This window comes from Lutibacter sp., from assembly GCF_041596795.1.
Classification (GTDB): domain Bacteria; phylum Bacteroidota; class Bacteroidia; order Flavobacteriales; family Flavobacteriaceae; genus Lutibacter.
On the sequence record NZ_JBFHHX010000001.1, the window covers coordinates 21,337 to 42,973 of the forward strand.

The 21,637-nt window shown below is 31.4% G+C and carries 13 protein-coding genes; 1 reads left to right on the plus strand and 12 read right to left on the minus strand.

Annotated features, from left to right (window positions below; translation table 11 throughout):
• Nucleotides 1-163: 163 nt before the first annotated feature.
• Nucleotides 164-1,642 carry a hypothetical protein gene (locus tag ABY298_RS00095; RefSeq protein ID WP_372743938.1) on the plus strand — a complete coding sequence of 493 codons (1,479 nt, stop codon included), beginning with the start codon at nt 164-166 and terminating at the stop codon, nt 1,640-1,642.
• Nucleotides 1,643-2,429: 787 nt separating this feature from the next.
• Here ABY298_RS00095 and ABY298_RS00100 read toward each other — a convergent pair.
• The 12 genes from ABY298_RS00100 to ABY298_RS00155 form a co-directional block, all read right to left on the minus strand.
• Entirely contained in the window at nt 2,430-3,173 is a 744-nt protein-coding gene (locus tag ABY298_RS00100; protein WP_372743939.1) for a DUF6250 domain-containing protein, read from the minus strand.
• 12 nt (nt 3,174-3,185) lie between these two features.
• Nucleotides 3,186-4,823 (minus strand): hypothetical protein, encoded by a 1,638-nt coding sequence (locus tag ABY298_RS00105; RefSeq protein WP_372743940.1) that lies wholly within the window; start codon nt 4,821-4,823, stop codon nt 3,186-3,188.
• An 8-nt stretch (nt 4,824-4,831) separates the two neighbouring features.
• Nucleotides 4,832-6,277, minus strand: a complete 1,446-nt coding sequence (locus ABY298_RS00110) for a glycoside hydrolase family 30 beta sandwich domain-containing protein (protein ID WP_372743941.1) — start codon at nt 6,275-6,277, stop codon at nt 4,832-4,834.
• A gap of 328 nt (nt 6,278-6,605) precedes the next feature.
• Complete coding sequence (locus ABY298_RS00115; protein WP_372743942.1) at nt 6,606-8,081, minus strand: sulfatase-like hydrolase/transferase; 1,476 nt, start codon at nt 8,079-8,081, stop codon at nt 6,606-6,608.
• Nucleotides 8,082-8,118: 37 nt separating this feature from the next.
• Entirely contained in the window at nt 8,119-8,790 is a 672-nt protein-coding gene (locus ABY298_RS00120; RefSeq protein WP_372743943.1) for a hypothetical protein, read from the minus strand.
• 101 nt (nt 8,791-8,891) lie between these two features.
• Nucleotides 8,892-11,606, minus strand: a complete 2,715-nt coding sequence (locus ABY298_RS00125) for a glycoside hydrolase family 3 C-terminal domain-containing protein (protein ID WP_372743944.1) — start codon at nt 11,604-11,606, stop codon at nt 8,892-8,894.
• A 128-nt stretch (nt 11,607-11,734) separates the two neighbouring features.
• A complete protein-coding gene (locus ABY298_RS00130) occupies nt 11,735-13,276 on the minus strand; it encodes a glycosyl hydrolase family 28 protein (protein ID WP_372743945.1) in 1,542 nt (513 codons plus the stop codon).
• Between the two features lie 3 nt (nt 13,277-13,279).
• Nucleotides 13,280-15,133, minus strand: coding sequence for an arylsulfatase (locus ABY298_RS00135; protein ID WP_372743946.1), 1,854 nt, complete (start codon nt 15,131-15,133; stop codon nt 13,280-13,282).
• Nucleotides 15,134-15,327: 194 nt separating this feature from the next.
• Entirely contained in the window at nt 15,328-16,683 is a 1,356-nt protein-coding gene (locus tag ABY298_RS00140; protein WP_372743947.1) for a hypothetical protein, read from the minus strand.
• A 2-nt stretch (nt 16,684-16,685) separates the two neighbouring features.
• Nucleotides 16,686-18,056, minus strand: coding sequence for a hypothetical protein (locus ABY298_RS00145; protein WP_372743948.1), 1,371 nt, complete (start codon nt 18,054-18,056; stop codon nt 16,686-16,688).
• Nucleotides 18,057-18,076: 20 nt separating this feature from the next.
• Nucleotides 18,077-19,864 carry a sulfatase-like hydrolase/transferase gene (locus tag ABY298_RS00150; protein ID WP_372743949.1) on the minus strand — a complete coding sequence of 596 codons (1,788 nt, stop codon included), beginning with the start codon at nt 19,862-19,864 and terminating at the stop codon, nt 18,077-18,079.
• A 1-nt stretch (nt 19,865) separates the two neighbouring features.
• Complete coding sequence (locus ABY298_RS00155; RefSeq protein ID WP_372743950.1) at nt 19,866-21,632, minus strand: arylsulfatase; 1,767 nt, start codon at nt 21,630-21,632, stop codon at nt 19,866-19,868.
• Nucleotides 21,633-21,637: the final 5 nt, after the last annotated feature.

The window sequence follows — 21,637 nt, forward strand, 5'->3', positions numbered from 1 at the left end:
CCACACATTCACTAAAACATACTCAATTAAGCTAAATACCTATATAAATTAACCATTTTGAATCATATTTTACACGAATGAATATTATTTTATATCTAAATATATTTAATATCCGTTAATTTGTATAACAAAATAAAAAAATAACATATTAATTATTATAATTATGAAAATTTATAAACTAATTATTGTAAAATACTTCTTTGTATTCTTATTAAGTATAGGAACTTATAGCTGCGGTGGAGATTCTCTAAGCGGAATTGACGATGAAGATCCAGTAGTTGTTGATGACGATGATGATGAGGAAGAAGAAGATGGAATAACTTACACAACAGTTAATACCATAGCCGATTTTATTGCTACATTAAATCAAAATGATGTTAATATTAAATTAGCTCCTGGAACTTATAGTTTTGGACCAGATGACATAACTTCAGGTTTAATACCAGACTATGAAATGTTTGTTTTTAGAGGAAGTAATTCTAACTATGATTTTACAGATGTAACTTTTGAATTTGATACAGCTCTTTGGAGTGCTTATGGAAGTGAAGAAGTTGTACAATTAAGACTTTATGGAGAAAACATTACAGTTAAAAATTTAACGGTCGTAGATATAGGTGATTCTGCTCCTGCTTATAGAGCAAGAAACATGCATTTAGATGGTGTTAATAATACAGTAGATGGATTCCATATTTCAACAAGTGGATCTTATCCTTATGGATATGGAGATTTATTTGGAAAAGGCGGTGGAGCTGTAATAGGTCACAACAAGCACTCAGGTATATTAATTAGAGGTGAAGGTAATACTTTAAAAAATTCTACTATTATCTCAAGAAGCTATGGACATGTTGTATTTATCCAAGGAGGTAAAGATGTTTTAATAGACAATGTTTATGTTGAAGGAGATGAAATGAGAACAACTGATGATGTATTAGCCGAAGAAGGTACAGGTACTCCTGCAGACAATGTAAACTTTTTAACAGTTTGGGGATACAAAGTTCCTGCTGGATATATGATAAGTAAACAAGAAGCTGGTTTTAGATCTTACGAATCTGCTGAGCATTATTCAGGTAACGGAGAAACAAGCTACACTGAAAATGTAACCATAAAAAATTGTACAGCTAAACATGTAAGGTCAGGATTTAATTTAGTTTTTGGAAAAGGAACTATGGTGTTTGAAAACTGTACTTCTATAGAAAATGAAAGTGGTTTTTCTATTCAAAATGGAGGAATTATTACAAATTGCAAAAGTGATGCTAAATATGGTCCTGCTTATACTATCGCTTATGAAAACGACAGTAATATAACTGTTGACTTAACAATAACTGACAGTGAAGGAAGTTATGGAACTCACCCTATAGCTTATATTGGTGGTAGTAACCAAAACATAACACTAGAAAGTAGCGAATCAAGCGTTTCACAAGATAGAAGCATTAAACTTGGTGGAGATAAAAACTCTTTAAGATATTTAGAAGGTGCTAACTCTGGTCAAAACTTTCACAACACCACTTCATCAACAGTAATTAACAATACAAAATATCCAATATTATTAACAGATTATTCATCTGGAAATAATGTTTATCACTGTGGAACTGTTATTGACAATGGTACTTCTAATACCACAACACAAACAAGTTGTGACTAATTAAGAAAAAATATTTTTCATAAAAATTAATACTGAAAATAATCCATATTTTATAGTCTAATGATTATAAAATATAGATTATTTTTTTTAGCATCTTTAACATTGACTTTAGATAATCCCGTTTTAAAATTAACTATTCTCAATATAATAACGGAAACCTAAGTAAAAGGTTAAGGCTGTACATTAGATGATTTAAAGATTCTTTACTACTTGTACGGAACTATCAAAAGACAGAATAATTAGAAAACATAATAATTAAAGATAAATATAGATTTTACTTCATTTCTAAATTTACTTCTATAGAAATTTATGCTCTCATAACTTTCCCAATAAACAATTAGAAGCACATATACAACCTCCAAAAATCACTCTATTCATCAACAAACATCACTAGTTCTTATTCCAGAACAGATTAATTAGTATTAATTGGACTTATAGAGTTCAAGGAATTTAAGTGAACCTAACAACTCCTCTCTATAATATTATTACCTTTTTTAAAATAGTTAGATTTATTCTAACATTACTCTTATGCCCTGACAGGAAGTTAAATTGATTTTTCAATTTGACCACAAGATATATATTAAAAGAAAAAAAACAAGATTGTGAATTTACAAAACGTATTAAAAAAAATAGGTTGCTCTAAAAATGATAACCCTTTCAATAATAATTAGTATAACACTTTTATTAAATTCTATTCTAATAAAAAACATAGCTGAATATAAAACAAAAATCCCTGAGAACTACCTCAGGGATTACACTTAAAAAAATCAATATAGTTTGCTTCTAACTATTTTATTTTATACACTTTAAAATTATCTACAGTCATATGGTTATTAACTGTTCTAAAGCCAAAATAACCAGATGTATAAGGCTTAGAATCCCTAAAATCAACAAATAAGTCATTATCTCTATAGTACTGAATAATACCATTGTGTGCTACAATTTTAATATGGTAGGTTTTATTAGCCTCTAACATAAATTTAGGATCTTTTAAATCATGTTCTGGCAATAAAGGTCTTTCGCCATTACCCACATATCTTCTAAAACGTGTAGTTCCATTATTGTTTCCTCCAACCCCCATATAATACAATTTCAACGAGTCGTAGTTTGAAAATTTACCCCCTCGTTTGTCAGAATTTGCAAATAAATTTGTTGGGTTTTCAGGGTCATTAGCCATCCAAAAACAATTTAGGTCCGAAACCCTATCATTGGCCCCACCATTTTGAATTATGAATACATCATATTCTATCAGAATTGAACCTGAAAACTTTTTATTTAACCACACGGTACAACCTGAAACATCATCAATTTCTAATTTACCTTCATTAATTTCAACCATTCCATTAGGCATTTGTTCAACAACCCAGTCGCTTAAATCATCATCAAAACTATTTTTGTAAATCACCTCACCTAAAACAGTAGTGTTTTCATTCAATTTAAATTTCTTATTATTTGTACATCCAGTAAAAACTAAAGCTAATAAGAAGCAATAAAAATTTATGGAAGATTTATAAAATCTAGTTGGTTTCATATTTTACAAGTTTTAATTAATTTGTTCAATTAACACTAAACTCCAAGGTGTTATAGTATGGTTAATATTTAAGTTTCCGTTTTCCTCTGCAGCTACATATTCGGTTTTCAAAGTATTTGCAAAGTCTTTCATAACTTTAATTTCTTCTCTTGTTGGCGGTTCTGGTTTCCCCAAAGCTTCCCAAAAATTATGAATATTCCCGTGATCCTTATCTAAAATTTCAATTTTAAATGTAGCTCCTGGTTTTAACCCCTTTAAAGTAAATTTTAATTCTTTTGATGTTCCTTTTTCCCTTTTATCTTTTCCTGAAGGAACAGCATTCACATATTCCTTTGGGTAATTGTAAGCTAAAGCAACTATATTATTATCCTTCGATTTTTTACTTATAAATAAGAAATCATCCTTATACAATTTTTGATCACCTAACTTATGAAGCATTCTGTATGCATGGTAAGATGGTTTTACTAAACCTTGAAAATTAATCATCCCAAATCCTCCATGAAAAATACTTGAAGCCCCACCTTTTTCTTCAAAAATATCAGTAAAAGTCCATAAAGCCAAAGAATTCACCATACCAATACAATCTAAATTAGATTTAACTATATAGGTCGCAGCAGGTAATCTATCATGCATATCATCTCTACTACTTGGACTTGTATGCCATTCTGTTAAATGAATTTCTACATCTGGATAATCGCTTTTTGCAATTGTTTTAGTCAACCACTCTAAATCTAACTTTACGGAACCTACAAAACGCGTTAATCCTTTACTTTTTCCAGTTTCAGGATTTAATGCATAATCGGTTGGATATGGATGCGTGGTTACAAAATCTACAGGTAGTTTTTCTTTTTTACAAAACTTTAAAAAATCTTCTATCCATACTCCATGCCAATCTAAACTATTTATATCATCTGAATTATACACAAGTTCTGATGCATCCATATCTGTAATTTCTCCATCAAAACGTGAGTCCGGAACAAAATTACTTGTTGAAGGCCCTCCAACCTTTAATCTACTATCAACAGATTTTACAGCTAATGCAGATTGCTTGTACAATTCGAAATACTGAGATTTAGTGCCTTTCCAGAAAAATGGATACAAATTTGGCTCATTCCAAACCTCAAAATACCAAGTTAGTACTTCTTCAATTCCATACCTATCTACACAATGCTGTGTAAATGCTTTCACTAAATCATGAAACTTTTCAAAAGAATCTTCAGCAGGTTCAACATTCGCTTTCCACCAAAAAACTGTTCTAGAATTTTCAGCTGCCATACTAGATGGAAAAAACGCCAATTCAACAAAAGGTTTTACTTTTAAATCTAGCATTCTATCAAACAAATCATCTATATACTGCCAGTTATATTTAAGCTTTCCACTCTCTTCTACAATTGGAAACATATCATCATGAAAAAGACCATGAAAACGGACATACTCAAATCCGCAATTCTCTTGTACTTGTTCTAATTGCTCTAACCAACCTGCTCTTAAACCTTCATTAGCTCTACCTGCACCTACCATTTTACTCCAGTAATGATCAAAATGCTCTCCTTTTTCATTTACATTTACTTGTATTTTATTTTGTGCATTTAACTGTAACACGGTTAATGCTATTACTAAAACAAAAGCTATAGATTTAATTTTATTCATTTGAAATATTATTTATTAATTAATATTGTATTTATAGACTTTGCTTCTAACGGAGCAACAACTTGCTTATTTCCAACAGTTATTTTTATAGATTTTTTAGTTTCTTCAACATTATAAACCATTAACATAACTCTACCATCTTTAAGTTTAAAAGCTAAATGGTTTTTCCCTTCAGAAGATTTTACTAAATAATCTCCTGGTTGCACATATTTTGAAATGTGCTTAAACAAATAAAACTCATCAGTATAAGTAACTTCTTTACTTGTTTTGTTTACAACTACCATAGAGTTTTGAGGCCATCCCCAAGCACTTTTACCTGTTTCATCTAAGACCATATTCCAATACATATAAGATCCTGCTCCGTTATTTATATAATGAACAAGATCTTTCCAGGATCTTTCTACCGAAGTCCAATCATTCTCATGTTCTCCACATTTGTTTTCTGTTTGCATTAATTTTATAGAAGGAAACTCTTTATTTATAGTTGAAATTGACTTTGCTCCACCCCACTGAAAGCCAACACCTGTAAGATATTTAGATACATCTTTATAATTTAATACCGTTCTTACATAATTTGGATCACCGGCATTTACCGTACCCAACCATATTTCTGTATCAAGATTATCCTCTTTAAACTGTGGTCCCAAATAATCATTAATAAAATAAGCCATATCTTCTGGTCTCCATGTACAACTAGGCCAGTTTGGTTGATATGCAATTTCGTTTTGAGGTTGAATAGAAAATAATTCTACACCTTCTTTTTTATAAGCTTGCACAAACTTTGAAAAATATAATGCATAAGCTTTTAAATATCTCTCTTGCATTTTAAAAGCTGTAGCATTATTTAAAATCTCCGCTCCATTAGCCATTCTATTTCCTTCTTTTGCATTTTCAAAATCGCCTCTTCTCATTGCGTAATGTTCATTCACTTTCATCCAAGCTGGTGGTGACCACGGCGATGCCCAAATTTGCAAATCTGGATTTACTTTTAAAGCTTCTTTTAAATATGGAATTAAAATGTATTTATCTCTATCAATATTAAAATCACGCATTTCAAAATCTTCTGGCACATCATTACTCGAATAGTAGCTTAACGCATAATCCGATGCTCCTAAAGGAATTCTACACATAGAAAAATTACATCCTTCTTCTGAAAAAAGAGCATTAAAAACTTCTTTTGAAGTTTCTTTTGGTAATGCTTCTAGAGCATCCCAACCTATTTCGTTAAACGCTCCTCCTATTCCATCAATTTCTTGTAATAAACTATCGGCATAAATAGTGATATCTGATGTTTTAATTTCTTTCTCAAATTTAATTTTGGATTTTACCCATTTTTCTGATTCTGTAGAAGAAATTAGATCAGCTTTTTGGGCAAAAAGGCTATTAAAAATAAAGAACATAACTATAAAAAACACTTGTTTTTTGTTTGTTCTATAAATATTAGTTTTCGTCATAATTGGTTAATTAGGTTTGTTTAGATGATGATTATTTGGTTGAAAATACTGTTTCATAAAATTTTACCTTGCTATTTGCTAGTTTCAACATAACAGATTTCCTGTTCTTAATATTCACTTATAAAAGTAAGTTTTCATATAAAATATAAGTATAAAGCATAATTCAATTCATATAAAATATAACCCTCTTAAAAAATAATTGAGCTAGAATTAAAAATTACCTTATTTATAATGTAGAAGTTAGTTTGGTTTTGAAATTAGTTGAGGTTGAAAACAAAAAAAACCTCATTAAAACTAATTAACAAGGTTTTTCCAATTAAGTGAAAATTTATTTTTCTAAAGGTTGATCCCATAATCTATAAGGATCATTATGTTGTTTCATTTGCTCTAATAATAAGGCTTCCATCTCAGCAAGTTTATCTGCAAATTTTGGATTTTCTGCTAAATCTGTTTGCATTTCTCCAGATTTACCATGTTCTGGTAAATATTCATTAGGATTTTCAGCTAAATTAAATAATTGTGTTTCTCTAACTGCACCATCCATTACATCGTATTTAATCAATTTCCAATCTCCTTTTTTAACTGATCTCATTCCTGGTTTTGTTCCTCCTGCGTACACACCGTACATTACATCTCTAACCACTTCTTTTTCACCATTAATTACTGATGTAAAACTTTTACCTTCAACAGTTTTAGGAATATCAATTCCTGCTAAATCACAAAGTGTTGGTAATACATCTAACAAATAAATATTTCCTTTAACTCTTTTTCCTGATTCTATTCCTGGGCCTTTTATAATAAAAGGAACTCTCCAGGTATGTTCATATAAATTTTGTTTTCCCATTAAACCATGTCTTCCTATAGACATTCCGTGATCTGATGTATAAATTATATAGGTATTATCTAGCTCTCCCATTGCTTCTAGCTTGTCTAAAACTTTTCCTATTTGTATGTCAATATTTTCGGAACAAGCATATTCACGCCCTAATTCATTTCTTACCGTATTTTCGTCTCTATTTTTCCAAACACCACTCACGCGTTCTTCATCTCTAAGATCTGGATGACCATGAAAAAATGGATGTGCATTTAAATAGTTATCTTGAAGTTGTGGTTGCTTTTTGTTTAATGCTGGTAAGCTATTTTTATCTTTATGATTTACAGCTCCATATTTAGCAAGTAATTTTGGTGTTCCATTTCTAACATCATGCGGATGAGAAAAACCAAAATAAATTAAAAATGGATCTTTTTCATGAATAGAATCTCTTTGATTTAAGTAACTTAATACTTGTTTAGAGTGCCAAGCGCTTCCACTTTCTTCTGTACCTCCACGTTTTGTAGCATCTTTAACAACAGTAAACTGCTTGTTTGCATTTGGGTACGAGTTTCCTTTTTTACAAGTACGCATTGTTTTATAACCAGCTCTATTAAAAACAGCTCCCATTGTTTGCAGATCAATAGCGTGTGGATCTATTTGCTTTTGAAATTGTGCACTAGGTGGTAAATGCCACACTGTACGCCCACTCATAATCATATGTCTAGACGGTGTACATACGGCACCATTCATAGAACCCATATTACGTGCATCATCAAACACAATACCTTCATTAGCTAACTTAGTTATATTTGGAGTTTCTAATATTGAATTTGGATCATAAGTTTTTAAATCAAATGGAGATTGATCGTCAACCAAAATAAATAAAAAATTTGGTCTCTTTTTTTCTTTTTTCTCCTCAACTTTATTTTTACAACTTGTAAAAACAAGTGCAATTATAACAAGTGCGAATATGTGTTTTTTTAATTTCATCCTAAAATTAATTTACTGATTTCCTAAATTTATAGTACTATTTAATTATTTCTAAATTTCTTATTAAACAAGATGCATATTCTCCTGCCGTTCCTCTAATTCTAAAAGCTAAATGACCTCCACCAAATGCTTTTTCATCAATGGTTTCTAAAATTGTCTTTCCATCAACTTTTAACCAAATTTTATCTTTTTTACGTCCTAATTCAATTGAATAAAAAATACCTGGATGCATAATATTTTCATCTAGTGAAACTAAAGCTGGATCTTGACCTTCTGGTACTGGATATTTTCTAATAAATGGTGTAAAATTATGTGGAGCATTTCTAAAAGCATAGAAGTAACTTTCAACATCTTCTATCCATAATTTCATTGAACCATCATAATCTTCAGGAATTGTAAGTTTAGCATCTTCTCCTACATTTGATGCTGATAAAATAGCTACTAAAACTGTTGCTGGCGTTAATGTCATTACATCATACTTTACAACAACATTCTCTCCATAACTTTCAGGGCTAACAATCATTGCTCCTTCACTAACCTCTGCTTCTTTCATAAAGAACATATTATGGCTTTCCACCATCTTAGTTCCTTGGCCATAGAATGACCATTTATTTAATTCTTCTGGACTTACTTTAGTACTTTGAGCATTCATAATTAAAGGTAAAATTATTGAACATAATAAAATTGAAAAGGTTTTTGTTTTCATCATTAATCTTATTTTTAATTTCTAAATAACTTTTATAATAAAATACAATTAGCATAATGCCATCATTCAAAAAAATCTGACTTTAAATTCTAATTTAATGGTTTTTATTCTTTTACAGTGATCATTTTTTTCAATCTAATATCTTCACTTGAAGCGCCAATTTGAACTTCAAACTCCCCAGGTTCAACTTGGTAATCACGTTTCATAGCATCGTAATAACGTAAATCTTCACTTACTTTTAATTTAAATATCAACCTTTTAGTTTCACCTTTTTCCAAAGCAATTCGATCAAATTTACGAAGTTGTTTTAATGCCATCCATTTATCTGATTCCACATCTTTAATGTATAACTGAACAACTTCTTCTCCATCCCTTTTTCCAATATTTTTGATATCTACTGTTACAGTAATTTCATCGTCTTTACTAACAGAGGTTTTATCAATATTTAGATTTGAATATTTAAAATTGGTATAAGATATACCATGTCCAAAAGGATAGAGTGCATCTCCTGTATAATAACGATAGGTAAATCCTTTACCTGCACGCATATTGTAATCTTTAAAATCTGCTAATTCATTGGTTGATGCATAAAAAGTTACGGGCAAACGGCCTGCTGGGTTATAATCCCCAAATAAAACATCAGCAATAGCATCTCCTCCTCGTTGACCCGGATACCAACTCATTAAAATAGCATCTAAATCTTTTTCTAAACCTTCAAATGAAATGGCACTACCAGCCATTAATACAAAAATTACTGGAGTTCCTGTTTCTTTCATAGCTTTTAAAGCATCCATTTGAGTTTTTGGAAGTTCAATTTTGGTACGATCACCACGATTGAAACCATCAATACCAGTACGACCACTCATTTCTTCACCTTCCCAAGAAGCATCTAAACCTCCGATAAAAATGGCAACATCAGCTTTTTTAACTTCAGATAAAGTTTTTGCTGAAAGTATATTTGGGTCGTCTTTATCTTTTAATAACATCTCTGGTGTTTCCCAAATCAACTTCACCTTTGCTACTCCAAAATTCTCAAAATACTCTAATTTGATATCGTATGTCTGTCCTTTCTTAAATTCTATTTCCTTTAAAATAACTTGATTTCTATTGTGACCTAACCAACCATCAACTATTAGCTCTCCATTAATCCATAGTCGAGATCCATCATCATAGGAAACACCAATTTTATAAGTTCCCGTAGCTGGAGCTAACAATTTACCTGTCCATTGGATAGAAAAGGTTTCATCTCCAATAGCTTCATTTTCACCTAAAATTCCCTGTGCAACAGCTGTTGTTGTTGGCGATATACTTCTATTCCATTTAAAATTTATTTGAGGATCTACCCTAACCAAAGTTGGCTCTCCCTCCAAATTCTTATTGTTAAAATAGCTACCTGTTAACCCTTGCACTTTCTTGCCTGTCTTATCAACAGTAGATAAGTATTTGCTTTCGATAATAGGGAATTCTTCATCATTAATATCATAAATTACCATTGGAACTCCTTCTGAGAAGAAAACTTCTACATCTTTGCCCACAGCATTTTTAATACCTTCTAATGCCAATACTGGTTTAGTTGGTGTTCCTGCATAATTTCCAAGAATACTTCTTTCATTATTTGCGTTAGGACCAACTATAGCAATTCGTTTTAGTTTGTTCTTATTCAATGGAAGAATACCATCATTTTTCAAAAGTGTCATTGATTTTTGGGCCATCTTCAATGCAACTTCATCATGCTCTTTACTATCATTCACTTCTATAGAAATTTGAGCATATGGAACCATCTCTGGTGGATCAAACATTCCTAATTTCATTTTAGCCAACATTAATCTATAAACTGAAAGGTCTAACTCACCTTCGTCTATAAATCCTAATTCAACCGCTTTTTTCAAAGCACTTTGATATACATCTCCACAATTTAAATCACAACCTTTTCTTACTCCAATTGCGGCAGCTTCTTCAGGGCTATTTACAATTTTATGAAACTTATAAATATCTCTTATGGCTCCACAATCTGAAACAACAAAACCTTTAAAACCCCATTTATTTCTAAGTATATCTTCCAATAAAAACCAACTAGCACTAGAAGATTCTCCATCAACACGATTATAAGCTCCCATAAGTGAATATGCTTTCGCATCAACCATTAGATCTTTAAAAGCTGGCAGGTAAGTTTCCCATAAGTCTCTAGTATTTGGAACCACATTAAATACATGGCGCTCTGGTTCAGGCCCATTATGTACAGCATAATGTTTAGCCGTTGCAACTAATTTTAAGTATTTTGGATCATCACCTTGCAATCCTCTAACAAATTGCATTCCCATTTGCCCAGTTAGGTAGGGATCTTCTCCATAAGTTTCATGTCCTCTTCCCCAACGTGGATCTCTAAAGATATTGATGTTTGGAGACCAAAATGTCAATCCTCTGTACCTTCTATAATCACTATTACGGAGAGCCTCATGATGCTTTGCTCTAGCTTCATCACTTATTATATCAGCAATTTGCTTCATCATATCAGTATCAAATGTTGCCGCTAAACCTATAGCTTGAGGAAATACTGTTGCATTACCTGCACGAGCAACACCGTGTAAAGCTTCGTTCCACCAGTCATATTCTAAAATACCCAATCTTGGAATTGCTGGCGCTTTATTACCTAATTGAGCAATTTTCTCATCTAAAGTCATTTGCTGAACTAAATCAGCTGCACGAGTTTCAAAATCAAGTGATAAATCTTGATATTTTGGTGTTGAACTAGATTGAGATTGACCATTAGCTAAACACACTGATAAAATAATTATTAATAGTGTTATGTATAGTTTCATATATAATTATTTTTAAAATTGTTAATTTTTATGTAATGTGAATTTCTCCACTTTTAGAGTCTAATTATGCACTTTATATAGTTCTTCTATTTCTAGAATATTTTCTTCTTAATTTTTTGATGAATAGTTTACTTTATGTTTACTTCTTTAACAAAATCATTAATTATTAATTGACTTTTTTCAACTTTCTTTCCATCAAGAATTACATTATCAAAAAACACTCCTTCTACTGTATGATCTTTATCGTAACCTATTAGCTCCAAACTTGCGTGGTCTCTAATAATGTATGGCTTCCAATCAATTCCATCTTGAAAACCTGTTAAAGTTGTATCTATAGGTGCTGAAACTGCAGTAATATCTTTAAAAAACACATTTCTAACGTTTCCTCTTTCCTTAGTTTTAGTCCAACGTGTTTTACCAATCCAAACAGAAATAAGTCTACGTGCTTCTTCTACTCTAATATTTTGAAATGTTACATCGCTTATAACTGCATCATCACAATGGTAAACTCTAAGTGCAGATTCTCTTCCTTTATCATGAATAACATCACAATCTTCAAACAATACATTGCTAACATTCTCACGTACTTCAGCTCCAATGCTTAAGGCATGAGCATATTCATTCCAAAGAACATTTTTACGAACGTGTATGTTTTTAGATTCTCCCTGCCCTGTACGAGATTTTACTACAACCAAATCGTCTAAGGTTCTTAAAAAACAGTTTTCAACTAATACATTGGTACTACTTGAAATATCAACTCCATCTGAATTACCATCTCTACCTATAATTTTTATATTGTCTATATGAACATTATTTGCTCTTTTTAAAGGAATAGTCCAATGGCTTGGATCGTGAATTATAAAACCTTCAAGTTTAACATCTTCAGCATCTTGTACTAAAACTGTATATCTTCTATCTTTTCTTGATATTGCTTCTTGGTCAATAATTCCTCTTCCTCTAATTGTTATATTTTTTCCTTCTAAAAGAAATGTTGGAGGGTTTCTTTTTCTTCCTGTTTGGTCTTGGTATTGTTTTTCTTCTGAAGCTTTTTTAGCTCTTAAATAAGCTCCTCCAGCAATATAAACTGTTGTACTATCTTTAACCTTTACACTTGTAATATCGTGAATTCCTGGTCCAAAATAAATAACATTTGGATCGTTTGGGTCAGGAATGTTTGTTTCGAATGGATTTACAAAAATATGAAGTGATTCTTGCCATTTACCATTTACTTCAACAGTTACATGACTAGGGTTATCTATATTAAAAGTTATGTTTTTACCGTCAATTTTAGGTTCTATTCCATAAGAGGTTGGTAAAATTTTCACAGATTTCACTTCTTCTGAATGGGTAACTGTAACCGTAGCATTTTTACGAATATCAAATGTAGTATAAGAAGCTATTCCAAACTTACTAGGATTATGGTTTAAACGAGGAATTTGTTCAACTGCTGGTACCTTAGCATTGTAGACTGGTGATTCTTTGCCTTCAACAGTTACTTTAAATACTTTAGACAATTCAATACCTTTTGGTGCTGAATAAACAATAACAGTCTCTACATCCTTTTTATTTTCTTTTGTATTACAAGAAAATGTAAACGGAAAAACTAAGATTAATAACAACCATACATTAACTAATGAGCTTCTACACTTACTTTTAGGTATAAGATTCATTCTTTATATTTTTTCAATCTCAACAAAATATGCTCCTAGTTCTACACCATCTTCTAAAGTAAACCAGGTATAAAAATGTGTTTCTCCTTTTTTAAGTTCAACTGTGTATTCAACAAATTCAGCATTTAAATCTACCTCTTTAGACAGTTCAATGTCTTGAATTTTAATTCTTGAGTTCTTAATTTTTAATGCTTTACCTTTTTCACTTGCAGTTACACTAGTACCTGCTAATGCTTGACGAACTTCGGCACCTGAACCTAAGGCTAAACCTGACTCTGCTGGCCAACGACGTAGTTTTAAAGTGTAAGTGCCAGCTTCAGCAACTTTAACTCTCCAAAAACCATTATTTATTTGTGCCATTCTAATATGGTTTTGTTGCCAAGGAGTAAATGTTTCACTATGCCAATCATGACAAAATAATGTTGTTGGGTTCTCCGCTTCATCACCAATAATAAAATATGGTTTTTCTACAAAAGTTGGAGAAATTTCAGCCCACCACTTGTCGTACTTAGCTCTATATTCTTTTACTTTTTCAGGATATTTATCTGCTATATTGGTTCGTTGTTCAGGGTCTGTATTTAAATCGTATAGTTCTGTTCCTTCTACCAATCTCCAATTTTTGTGTAACAAAGCTGTTCTTTTCCAAGGTACAGGATCTGTAGAAAATTGTGTATTTACATATACAATTCTGTCTTCAAATTTAGAATTGTCTCCTTTCATTAAAGGTACTAAACTTGAACCATCAAATTTTAAATCTTTCTTTAATTCTAAATTACACAAATCAACTAATGTTGGAAATATATCGTAGTGAGCAGTTAAATCATTAATATCTTTTCCTACATTAATTCCTCCATTTTTCCAATGAATATAAAATGGAACTCTGTGACCACCTTCATACATACTCGCTTTAACACCACGCATTCCTGCATTATTTCCTTTAGCAATAAAACCATCTAATCGGTCTTGACCTTTCCCCATTTTATTTCCAGCAGCAGAACCGTTGTCTGCAGTAAAAATAAGAATGGTATTATCCATTAAATCTATTTCTTTTAAGTATGTTACTAAATTCCCGATGTTTTCATCAATATTAGCAATCATTCCATAAAAGGCTGCATTTGGAATATTTTCGTTATTTGCATAAGGTTCAGAATATTTATCATCTACCCAATAAGGCGAATGAGCTGCATTAGTTGAAAGGTAGCAAAAGAATGGTTTGTCTTTTTTACTTTCTATAAACTTCTTTGCATTATCAAACCAAATATCTGTGCAATAACCTTCATACTTCTCTAATTTCCCATTATGAACATAGGTATCATTAAAATAATCGTTGTCCCAATAGTCCATTGTTTGTCCAACTCCTCCACCTTTGTTCATCAAAACCTCATCAAAACCTTTATCTTCTGGTCTAAAAGGGTAATTATCTCCCAAGTGCCATTTACCAAACATAGCCGTACTATAGCCATTTTCTTTAAACACTTGAGCCATTGTTGTTTCTTTTTCAAGAATAAGAGATCTTCCTTTTATGGTAAAAAATACTCCAGTTCTGTAATTATGATGACCTGTCATTATTGCCGCTCTAGTTGGAGCACAAGTTGGACTTACGTGATAATCTGTTAAACGTGTACTTTCACTATATAATTTATCAATATTTGGAGTTTTAATCCACTCGTTTCCGTGAGCAGCAATATCTCCATAACCTTGGTCGTCAACCATAATTAGTATCACATTAGGTTTTTCTTTTTGTTTTACCTCTGAAGTTGAAGTACACGATGTTAAAAAAACCGACAATACACCTAATAAGAAAAGTGATAAGCTTTTAGATTTTTGACTACAGTTTACTCTTAAAATAAGATTCATTTTATCTCTATATTTATTTTATTGAACTTTAGTATCAAAAATAAATTTTATACTGCTATTTGAATATAATTTATAGTTCAAACAATATAAACTATAAACAATTTAAAAACCTAAAGAGAATTTTATCAATATTAATGAGTAAATTAAAACGAATTAACTTTTTTAAATTATGAATATTATTTTTTGATATTGAATTATTTTTTTGAAGTAATCTTAATGTTTTTTCCTTTATTTTGAAGAATTAATCCATTTGTTGTAATAGTACAACCTAATGCTTTTTCACCAATTTTCACAGGCATTTCAGTTTCATTTATTAAATGAAGATTTGTTGCTTCTCCTTCACTAAATGGAGACATAGATTCTCCGTGCATTGGATGTGTATAACCAACCAGAATGGGTAAGTTATTCTTTCTTACTTGTCCATTATCCGATTTTAATACAACTTTATTATTTTCACCTTGAATGGTTGCTAAAGCATTTACTATTCTATCAGATTCTGCTGTATCTACAACTAATTCTACGTTAACATTGCTTCCTTCAACAAAAAGTAAAGGGCCATAATTTGCATCGCCTTTACACCCAACCATTGTTGTATTGTCTCCTATCCAAAAAGCGCGTTCGGTTCCAATAGTTGTGCAATTTTCTAGACTTGCTTTATTGAAACGAAGCTCAAAACCTCCACGCGTATTTTTTGCCGTACAATTTTTAAACTTAATGTTTTCGCATGTACCGTAAGTTCTAAAACCATCTTCACAAAGTGATTTCATATAACCTGGACTAACTACATATTCACCCTCACGATTTTGAGTCCAAGTTTTAAAATTAACATCAAAAGCTGGTCCAGAAGTTTCAGTTAAAATATCATCTGTTGATCTAACTTCACCTTCAGCATAGCAACCTTCAAAATAAACATTTTTAGGGTGTTGTTGAATAAAAAAGCAGTGACCAAAGGAACGATTGAATACTTTACAGTTATACAATTTAGTTTCATTCCCAGTTACAAGAAGCCCACTGTGTTTCCTGTGTTTTATAGTTGTTTCTTTTTGTTTTCCTTTACCAAATAGATCGCCATATCCATACGGAAATGATCCAGAAACATGAATTGTAACTTCTTCAAGTGTATTTCCTTCACCTGCTACTTGAAGTACTGTTCCACCAGGAGATGTTCCATTTCCTATACATTTTATAACCAACCCTTTAAATGTATTATCATTACCCGTTATTAAAAATTCATCACTATGAATAGGTGGTTTTAATGCATTTCTCAATTCAGTATCTACTTCGATTTCAACTCCTTTAAAATTAAAAACATTATTGCTCCCGCTAAACGTGATATATTGATATTCTTTGCGATTGCTACGTACACGCATAGAATCGAGTGTAAGATAGTCGGTCAATTTATAAATTCCGGGCGAAATGGTAACTACATTTCCACTTTTAGATGCATAATTCGCAAGTTCACTTAGGGTATTAATCTTTACTTCTTCTGCGTTGATAATACCAACGACAGCAATTAACAAAATTGTTAAAATATTTCGAGTTTTTTTCATTTCTATTCAAGTATGGTTATTTCTTTACCCTTGTTGCTTTTTATTTCACCGTTCGTTTTTATAGTACAATTAATAGCATTTTCACCAATAACAAAGGGTAAAGATGTTTCATTTATTATTGTAATATTCTCTGCATCCTTTTGTGGTATTGGAGAAGATATTTCTCCAGATGATGGCATCCCATATCCAAGCATAATTGGGATTGCCTTTACCCGTTTCTCTTTTTTTTCGCTTGTGATAGAGACTTGATGTCCATTTCCGCAAATTGTTGCAAGAGCATGAACCATCATATCTGATTCTCCTGGCATTAATTTTAGGTCAATTTGTGAGTTTTCATCCCCAACAAGATATAATAAGGGCCCAAATTTAGCATCACCACGACAATCTTTCACATTGGCTTTATTTAAATAATAACCTCGCTCACAATCGATCGCTTCGCAATTAAGCATAGTTACTTTTGCCAGAGCAAAACCAACTCTCATATTTTTCGCTGTGCAATTAATTGCAGTAACTTTACCTGTAGTATATGTTCTGAATCCACATTCGTTTAATGACTTCATATAATTAGCAGGTATTTCCTTTTTGCCATCGTAGTTTTTATAAATAGAAGCAAAATTTCTTTCAAAGGCTGGGCCAGATGTCTCTGCTAGCATTTCATTAGTAGATCGAATCTCACCTTCAGCATAACAATCTTTAAAATAAGTATTGTCTCCACCTTGGATGAAAAAAGCATGACCAAATGAACGCATAAAAACCTTGCACCCTAAGAGTTTTGTGTTGGTACCAGTAATTAAAAGTCCACTATGTTTTTTGTGTTTAATTATACTTATTTTACCCTTACCAAAGTAATCTCCATAACCATATGGAAACGACCCTGCAATGTGAAGCGAAACATTTTCTAATACATTATCTTTACCTCCAACTACAAGTGCCGCTGCCCCAAGTGCAGTGCCTTCTCCTCTATACCTTATTACAAGTCCTTGAAAAGTATTATTACTTCCTGTAATTAAAAATTCACTGTTGTGAAGTGGTGCTTTTAAGGCTTCACGCAATTTATTATCAACCTCAATTTCAACACCTTTAAAATTAAACACATTATTGCTCCCGCTAAAAGTTAAAAATTGGAATTGCTTTTTACTACTCCTTACTTTCATAGAATCAACAGACAAATACTCTTTTAACTTATACACTCCAGGCTCCATAGTAATAATATTTCCACTTTTTGAAGCGTATTCAGCTAATTCTTTTAAGCTATTAATTTTAATTTCAGTAGCGCTTTTTTCACATGAAAGAAATAGCAAGCCAATTACAAAAAAACTAATTCTTAAAAAATTTATATTTAGCGATTTTCCTTTTGATGAAACCTTTAGCATTGTTCTTGTTTTTATATATTTTATTCGTTTAATTTAACATAGTTGTAATATACTGCTCCCTCCATTTCTCCAGATGAATTGTAAAACCATGTTTGAATAAATGCTGGACCTTTTGGTAAATTCTTCAAGTTAAACTTAACTCCATCAGCATTAGGGTTGACTTTTTTTGTTTCATCTGCATAAACCTTATCTCCATTCCATATTTTAACTCTAGCACTTGAAATTGGAAGTGCAACGCCTTCTCCTGCAGAAGTTAATGTAGTTTCATTTTCAATTTCTTTAGGCCAACGACGTAAATCAAATTGGTAATCTCCAGTTTTTTCAAACTCTACGGCAATAAAACCACTTCCTTTAGCACCTTTTTTTACAGCATTTTGTTCCCAAATTATGGTTCCATGAAAATCCATTGCGTGAAGATCTGTTTCAGGTTCTTGTTTGCTTCCAAGAATTATTCTTGCATACTCATTTGAACGTTCTTCAACAAGTTTCCACCAATTTTCATATTCATTTTTTAATTCTGAAATAATACCATTATTTGCTGGATTGTTAATTAAATTATTCTTTTGTTTTTCATCAACAAGAACATCGTACAATTCCCAATCAGAGTTTGATTTATTTCTAATTAAGCGCCATTTATTAATTATTTTATGGTCTTTCCAAATATCTTTTTTTACTGAAAGTTTTTTATACTTTTCAGGAAACTCAGTCCACATATCATTAATAGTAACTGCTCTATTTTTATATTCAATTGGATTGTTTAATGGATCTTCATCTAAAAACGATTTAAAACTTTTACCTCTAGTTTTTAATTTTTGCGGTCTATTTGGAACATCTTTAAAATTTAAAATATCCATAAAAGTTGGCAACCAATCTATATGAGCTGTTAGTGGTTCAATCTTTCTTCCTTCGCCTAAACCACCATTTGGCCATCTAATAAAACACGGAACTCTAGTACCACCATCATAATTAGAACCTTTTCCTCCACGTAAATATGTGTCTCCACCATTATCTGTTGTAAAAATAAGTATGGTATTATCTGCAATTCCCTTATCCTCTAGAAATTGTATTAACCGTCCCATATTCTTATCAATATTTTCAATAGTTGCAGTTTTAGCATTTATGCCTTCACGTGTGTCTGGAGGCATTACGTGTGGCGCATGTGCAGTAGCTAAAGGTAAATATGTAAAAAAAGGTTTTCCTTTATTAATATTTTCTTCCATAAATTCAAATGCTCGATTGAAAAAGAAATTAGTAGTAAATGCGCCTTCAATTCCATCATCTTCATCTGTCATTTCTACTAAATTATCATTTACCCAAATTGATGCTTTATTATTGGTATTTCCCCAGTAATCTGGTTGCTGTCCCGTTCCTCCTCCTTTTATCCAAGCCACATTTTCAAATCCTCTATCTTTAGGTCTAAAAGGATAATTATCGCCCAAATGCCATTTAAAAAACAAGCCTGTTGCATAACCATTTAGCTTAAAAATATCGGCCATTGTAATTTCATCAGCCCTCATCATATTTCTACCATTAATAGTATGCCAAACACCTACTACATCACTTGGCCTACCTGTTAAAAGAGCCGCTCTAGTTGGTGAGCAACTTGGAGAAACATGAAAATCTGTTAATTGAACACTTTCATCTGCAAGCTTATCTATATTTGGTGTTTGCGGTCCATTATTTTTATAATAAGAAAATGAATTATGACTGATATCATCAGGCATCACAAAAATTACATTTGGTCTATCCTGAGAGTATATTATTGTTACTGTTAAAAAAAATAGTATCTGTATATAAATCGATTTCATTTTATATTTGATTAGTTAATCTTGTAACCTTTACATACATAGCTCCACATAAAATATTGTTGTCTTTATCAAAAAGATTACTTTTTAAGGTTGTATTTCCTGCATTTAGTTTTAACTTAAACTTTACTGATTTATCTTCTGGTTTGGTTAAAACAGTTTCATTAAAATCTCCAACTATTAATTGTGCTTTAACTATTGGCTTAATACCTTTTTCTGAGATTCCATCATATGAATCGATTAGCGGTTTTTGAGATTCTTCAGACCAACGAAATAATTCTATTTCATAAGTTCCTTCATTTTCTACAATTAAATCCCAAAAACCATTCCCATTTGCTCTTATTAAGCGGCCAGGATTGTCGCAATAATCTCCATCCCAATCACTAGCATACAACATTAATGGATTTGCTTTTTCAGAACCAATAATTATGTCTCTCTTAACCTCAAATTCTGGTTTCACGTCTTTATACCAGTTATTGTAATGTGCTTCCATTTCTCTTGAAATCTCAGGAAATTTTGTTATCACATTATTTGTTTGAGCAGGATCTGTTTCAATATTGTACAACTCATTTTTATTTGCCAATCTCCATTTTTTCCATAGAACTACAGCTGGATCCCATTTTTCACCACTAATATTATATTGTATTACAAACTTTCTATCTTCTAGTTTTTTTCCTTCTTTTAATAAACCTGCTAAACTTGTACCATCAAATTTAGTATCATTAGATTCTAAGCCACACAAATCTATTAAGGTTGGTAATAAATCTTGAACTTGCGTTAATTCTGAAATATCTGTTCCATGTTGAAGTTTTCCATCAATCCAACGAACAAATAACGGAACTCGATGACCTCCTTCATAAACACTTTTCTTTTTACCACGCATTCCTGCATTATAAATTGCCTGTGCATGTTTGCTTTGCGTACCATTGTCTGACATGAAAATTAAAATAGTATTTTCACGTAGATTATTTTCTTTTAAAAATTTCTCTAGCTTTCCAATATTTTCGTCAAGATTGGCAATCATCCCATAAAAATTTTCATTTATAGTTTTTCCATCGAAAAGTCCTTTATAAGGTTCAGCATATTTTTCAGCAACAATATCTGGTTCATGAGGTGTATTGGTTGGAAGGTATAAAAAGAATGGTTTTTTCTCATCTTTACATTTTTTCATCCAAGACATTGCTTCATTAAAAAATATATCTGTACAATAACCTTCATATTTTTTATCAACTCCATTGTGCATAAAAACTGGATCGAAATAGGTATTTCCCCAATAATCAGCTAGCGAAGTAATTCCAAAAGCTCTAAACGAAATAACTTCTTGAAAACCTCTAAATCTAGGTCTGTATGGATAACTATCTCCCAAATGCCATTTACCAAATAAACCAGTTGCATAACCAGCTTCAGCAAAATATTGTGGCATTATTTTCATATCGCTTCTTAACATAGAACGTCCTTGACAAACTGCAGTTGCTCCGTTTCGCATGGCATCATAACCTGACAATAATTGACTTCGAGTTGGAGTACACATTGGCGCTACATGAAAATCTGTAAAACGAACTGATTGCTCATAAAGCTTATCCATTTCAGGAGTTTTTAACAATGGATTTCCATGAGCTGATAAATCACCATACCCTTGATCATCAGTAAGAATTAAAATTACATTTGGCTTTTGAGAATTTGAAGATTGTGAACAAGAAAATAATTGTGTTACTAACACAAGAAAAATCAATTTAACCAATAATTTATTTAATCTATTTCTTTTTAACATATTGT

Excerpts from the sequence above, each read along its gene's own strand:
- ABY298_RS00150 (WP_372743949.1), bottom strand. The coding sequence starts at position 19,864 with ATGAAATCGATTTATATACAGATACTATTTTTTTTAACAGTAACAATA.
- ABY298_RS00135 (WP_372743946.1), bottom strand. The coding sequence starts at position 15,133 with ATGAATCTTATTTTAAGAGTAAACTGTAGTCAAAAATCTAAAAGCTTA.
- ABY298_RS00105 (WP_372743940.1), bottom strand. The coding sequence starts at position 4,823 with ATGAATAAAATTAAATCTATAGCTTTTGTTTTAGTAATAGCATTAACC.
- ABY298_RS00145 (WP_372743948.1), bottom strand. The coding sequence starts at position 18,056 with ATGCTAAAGGTTTCATCAAAAGGAAAATCGCTAAATATAAATTTTTTA.
- ABY298_RS00125 (WP_372743944.1), bottom strand. The coding sequence starts at position 11,606 with ATGAAACTATACATAACACTATTAATAATTATTTTATCAGTGTGTTTA.
- ABY298_RS00155 (WP_372743950.1), bottom strand. The coding sequence starts at position 21,632 with ATGTTAAAAAGAAATAGATTAAATAAATTATTGGTTAAATTGATTTTT.
- ABY298_RS00110 (WP_372743941.1), bottom strand. The coding sequence starts at position 6,277 with ATGACGAAAACTAATATTTATAGAACAAACAAAAAACAAGTGTTTTTT.
- ABY298_RS00115 (WP_372743942.1), bottom strand. The coding sequence starts at position 8,081 with ATGAAATTAAAAAAACACATATTCGCACTTGTTATAATTGCACTTGTT.
- ABY298_RS00130 (WP_372743945.1), bottom strand. The coding sequence starts at position 13,276 with ATGAATCTTATACCTAAAAGTAAGTGTAGAAGCTCATTAGTTAATGTA.
- ABY298_RS00140 (WP_372743947.1), bottom strand. The coding sequence starts at position 16,683 with ATGAAAAAAACTCGAAATATTTTAACAATTTTGTTAATTGCTGTCGTT.
- ABY298_RS00100 (WP_372743939.1), bottom strand. The coding sequence starts at position 3,173 with ATGAAACCAACTAGATTTTATAAATCTTCCATAAATTTTTATTGCTTC.
- ABY298_RS00120 (WP_372743943.1), bottom strand. The coding sequence starts at position 8,790 with ATGATGAAAACAAAAACCTTTTCAATTTTATTATGTTCAATAATTTTA.
- ABY298_RS00095 (WP_372743938.1), top strand. The coding sequence starts at position 164 with ATGAAAATTTATAAACTAATTATTGTAAAATACTTCTTTGTATTCTTA.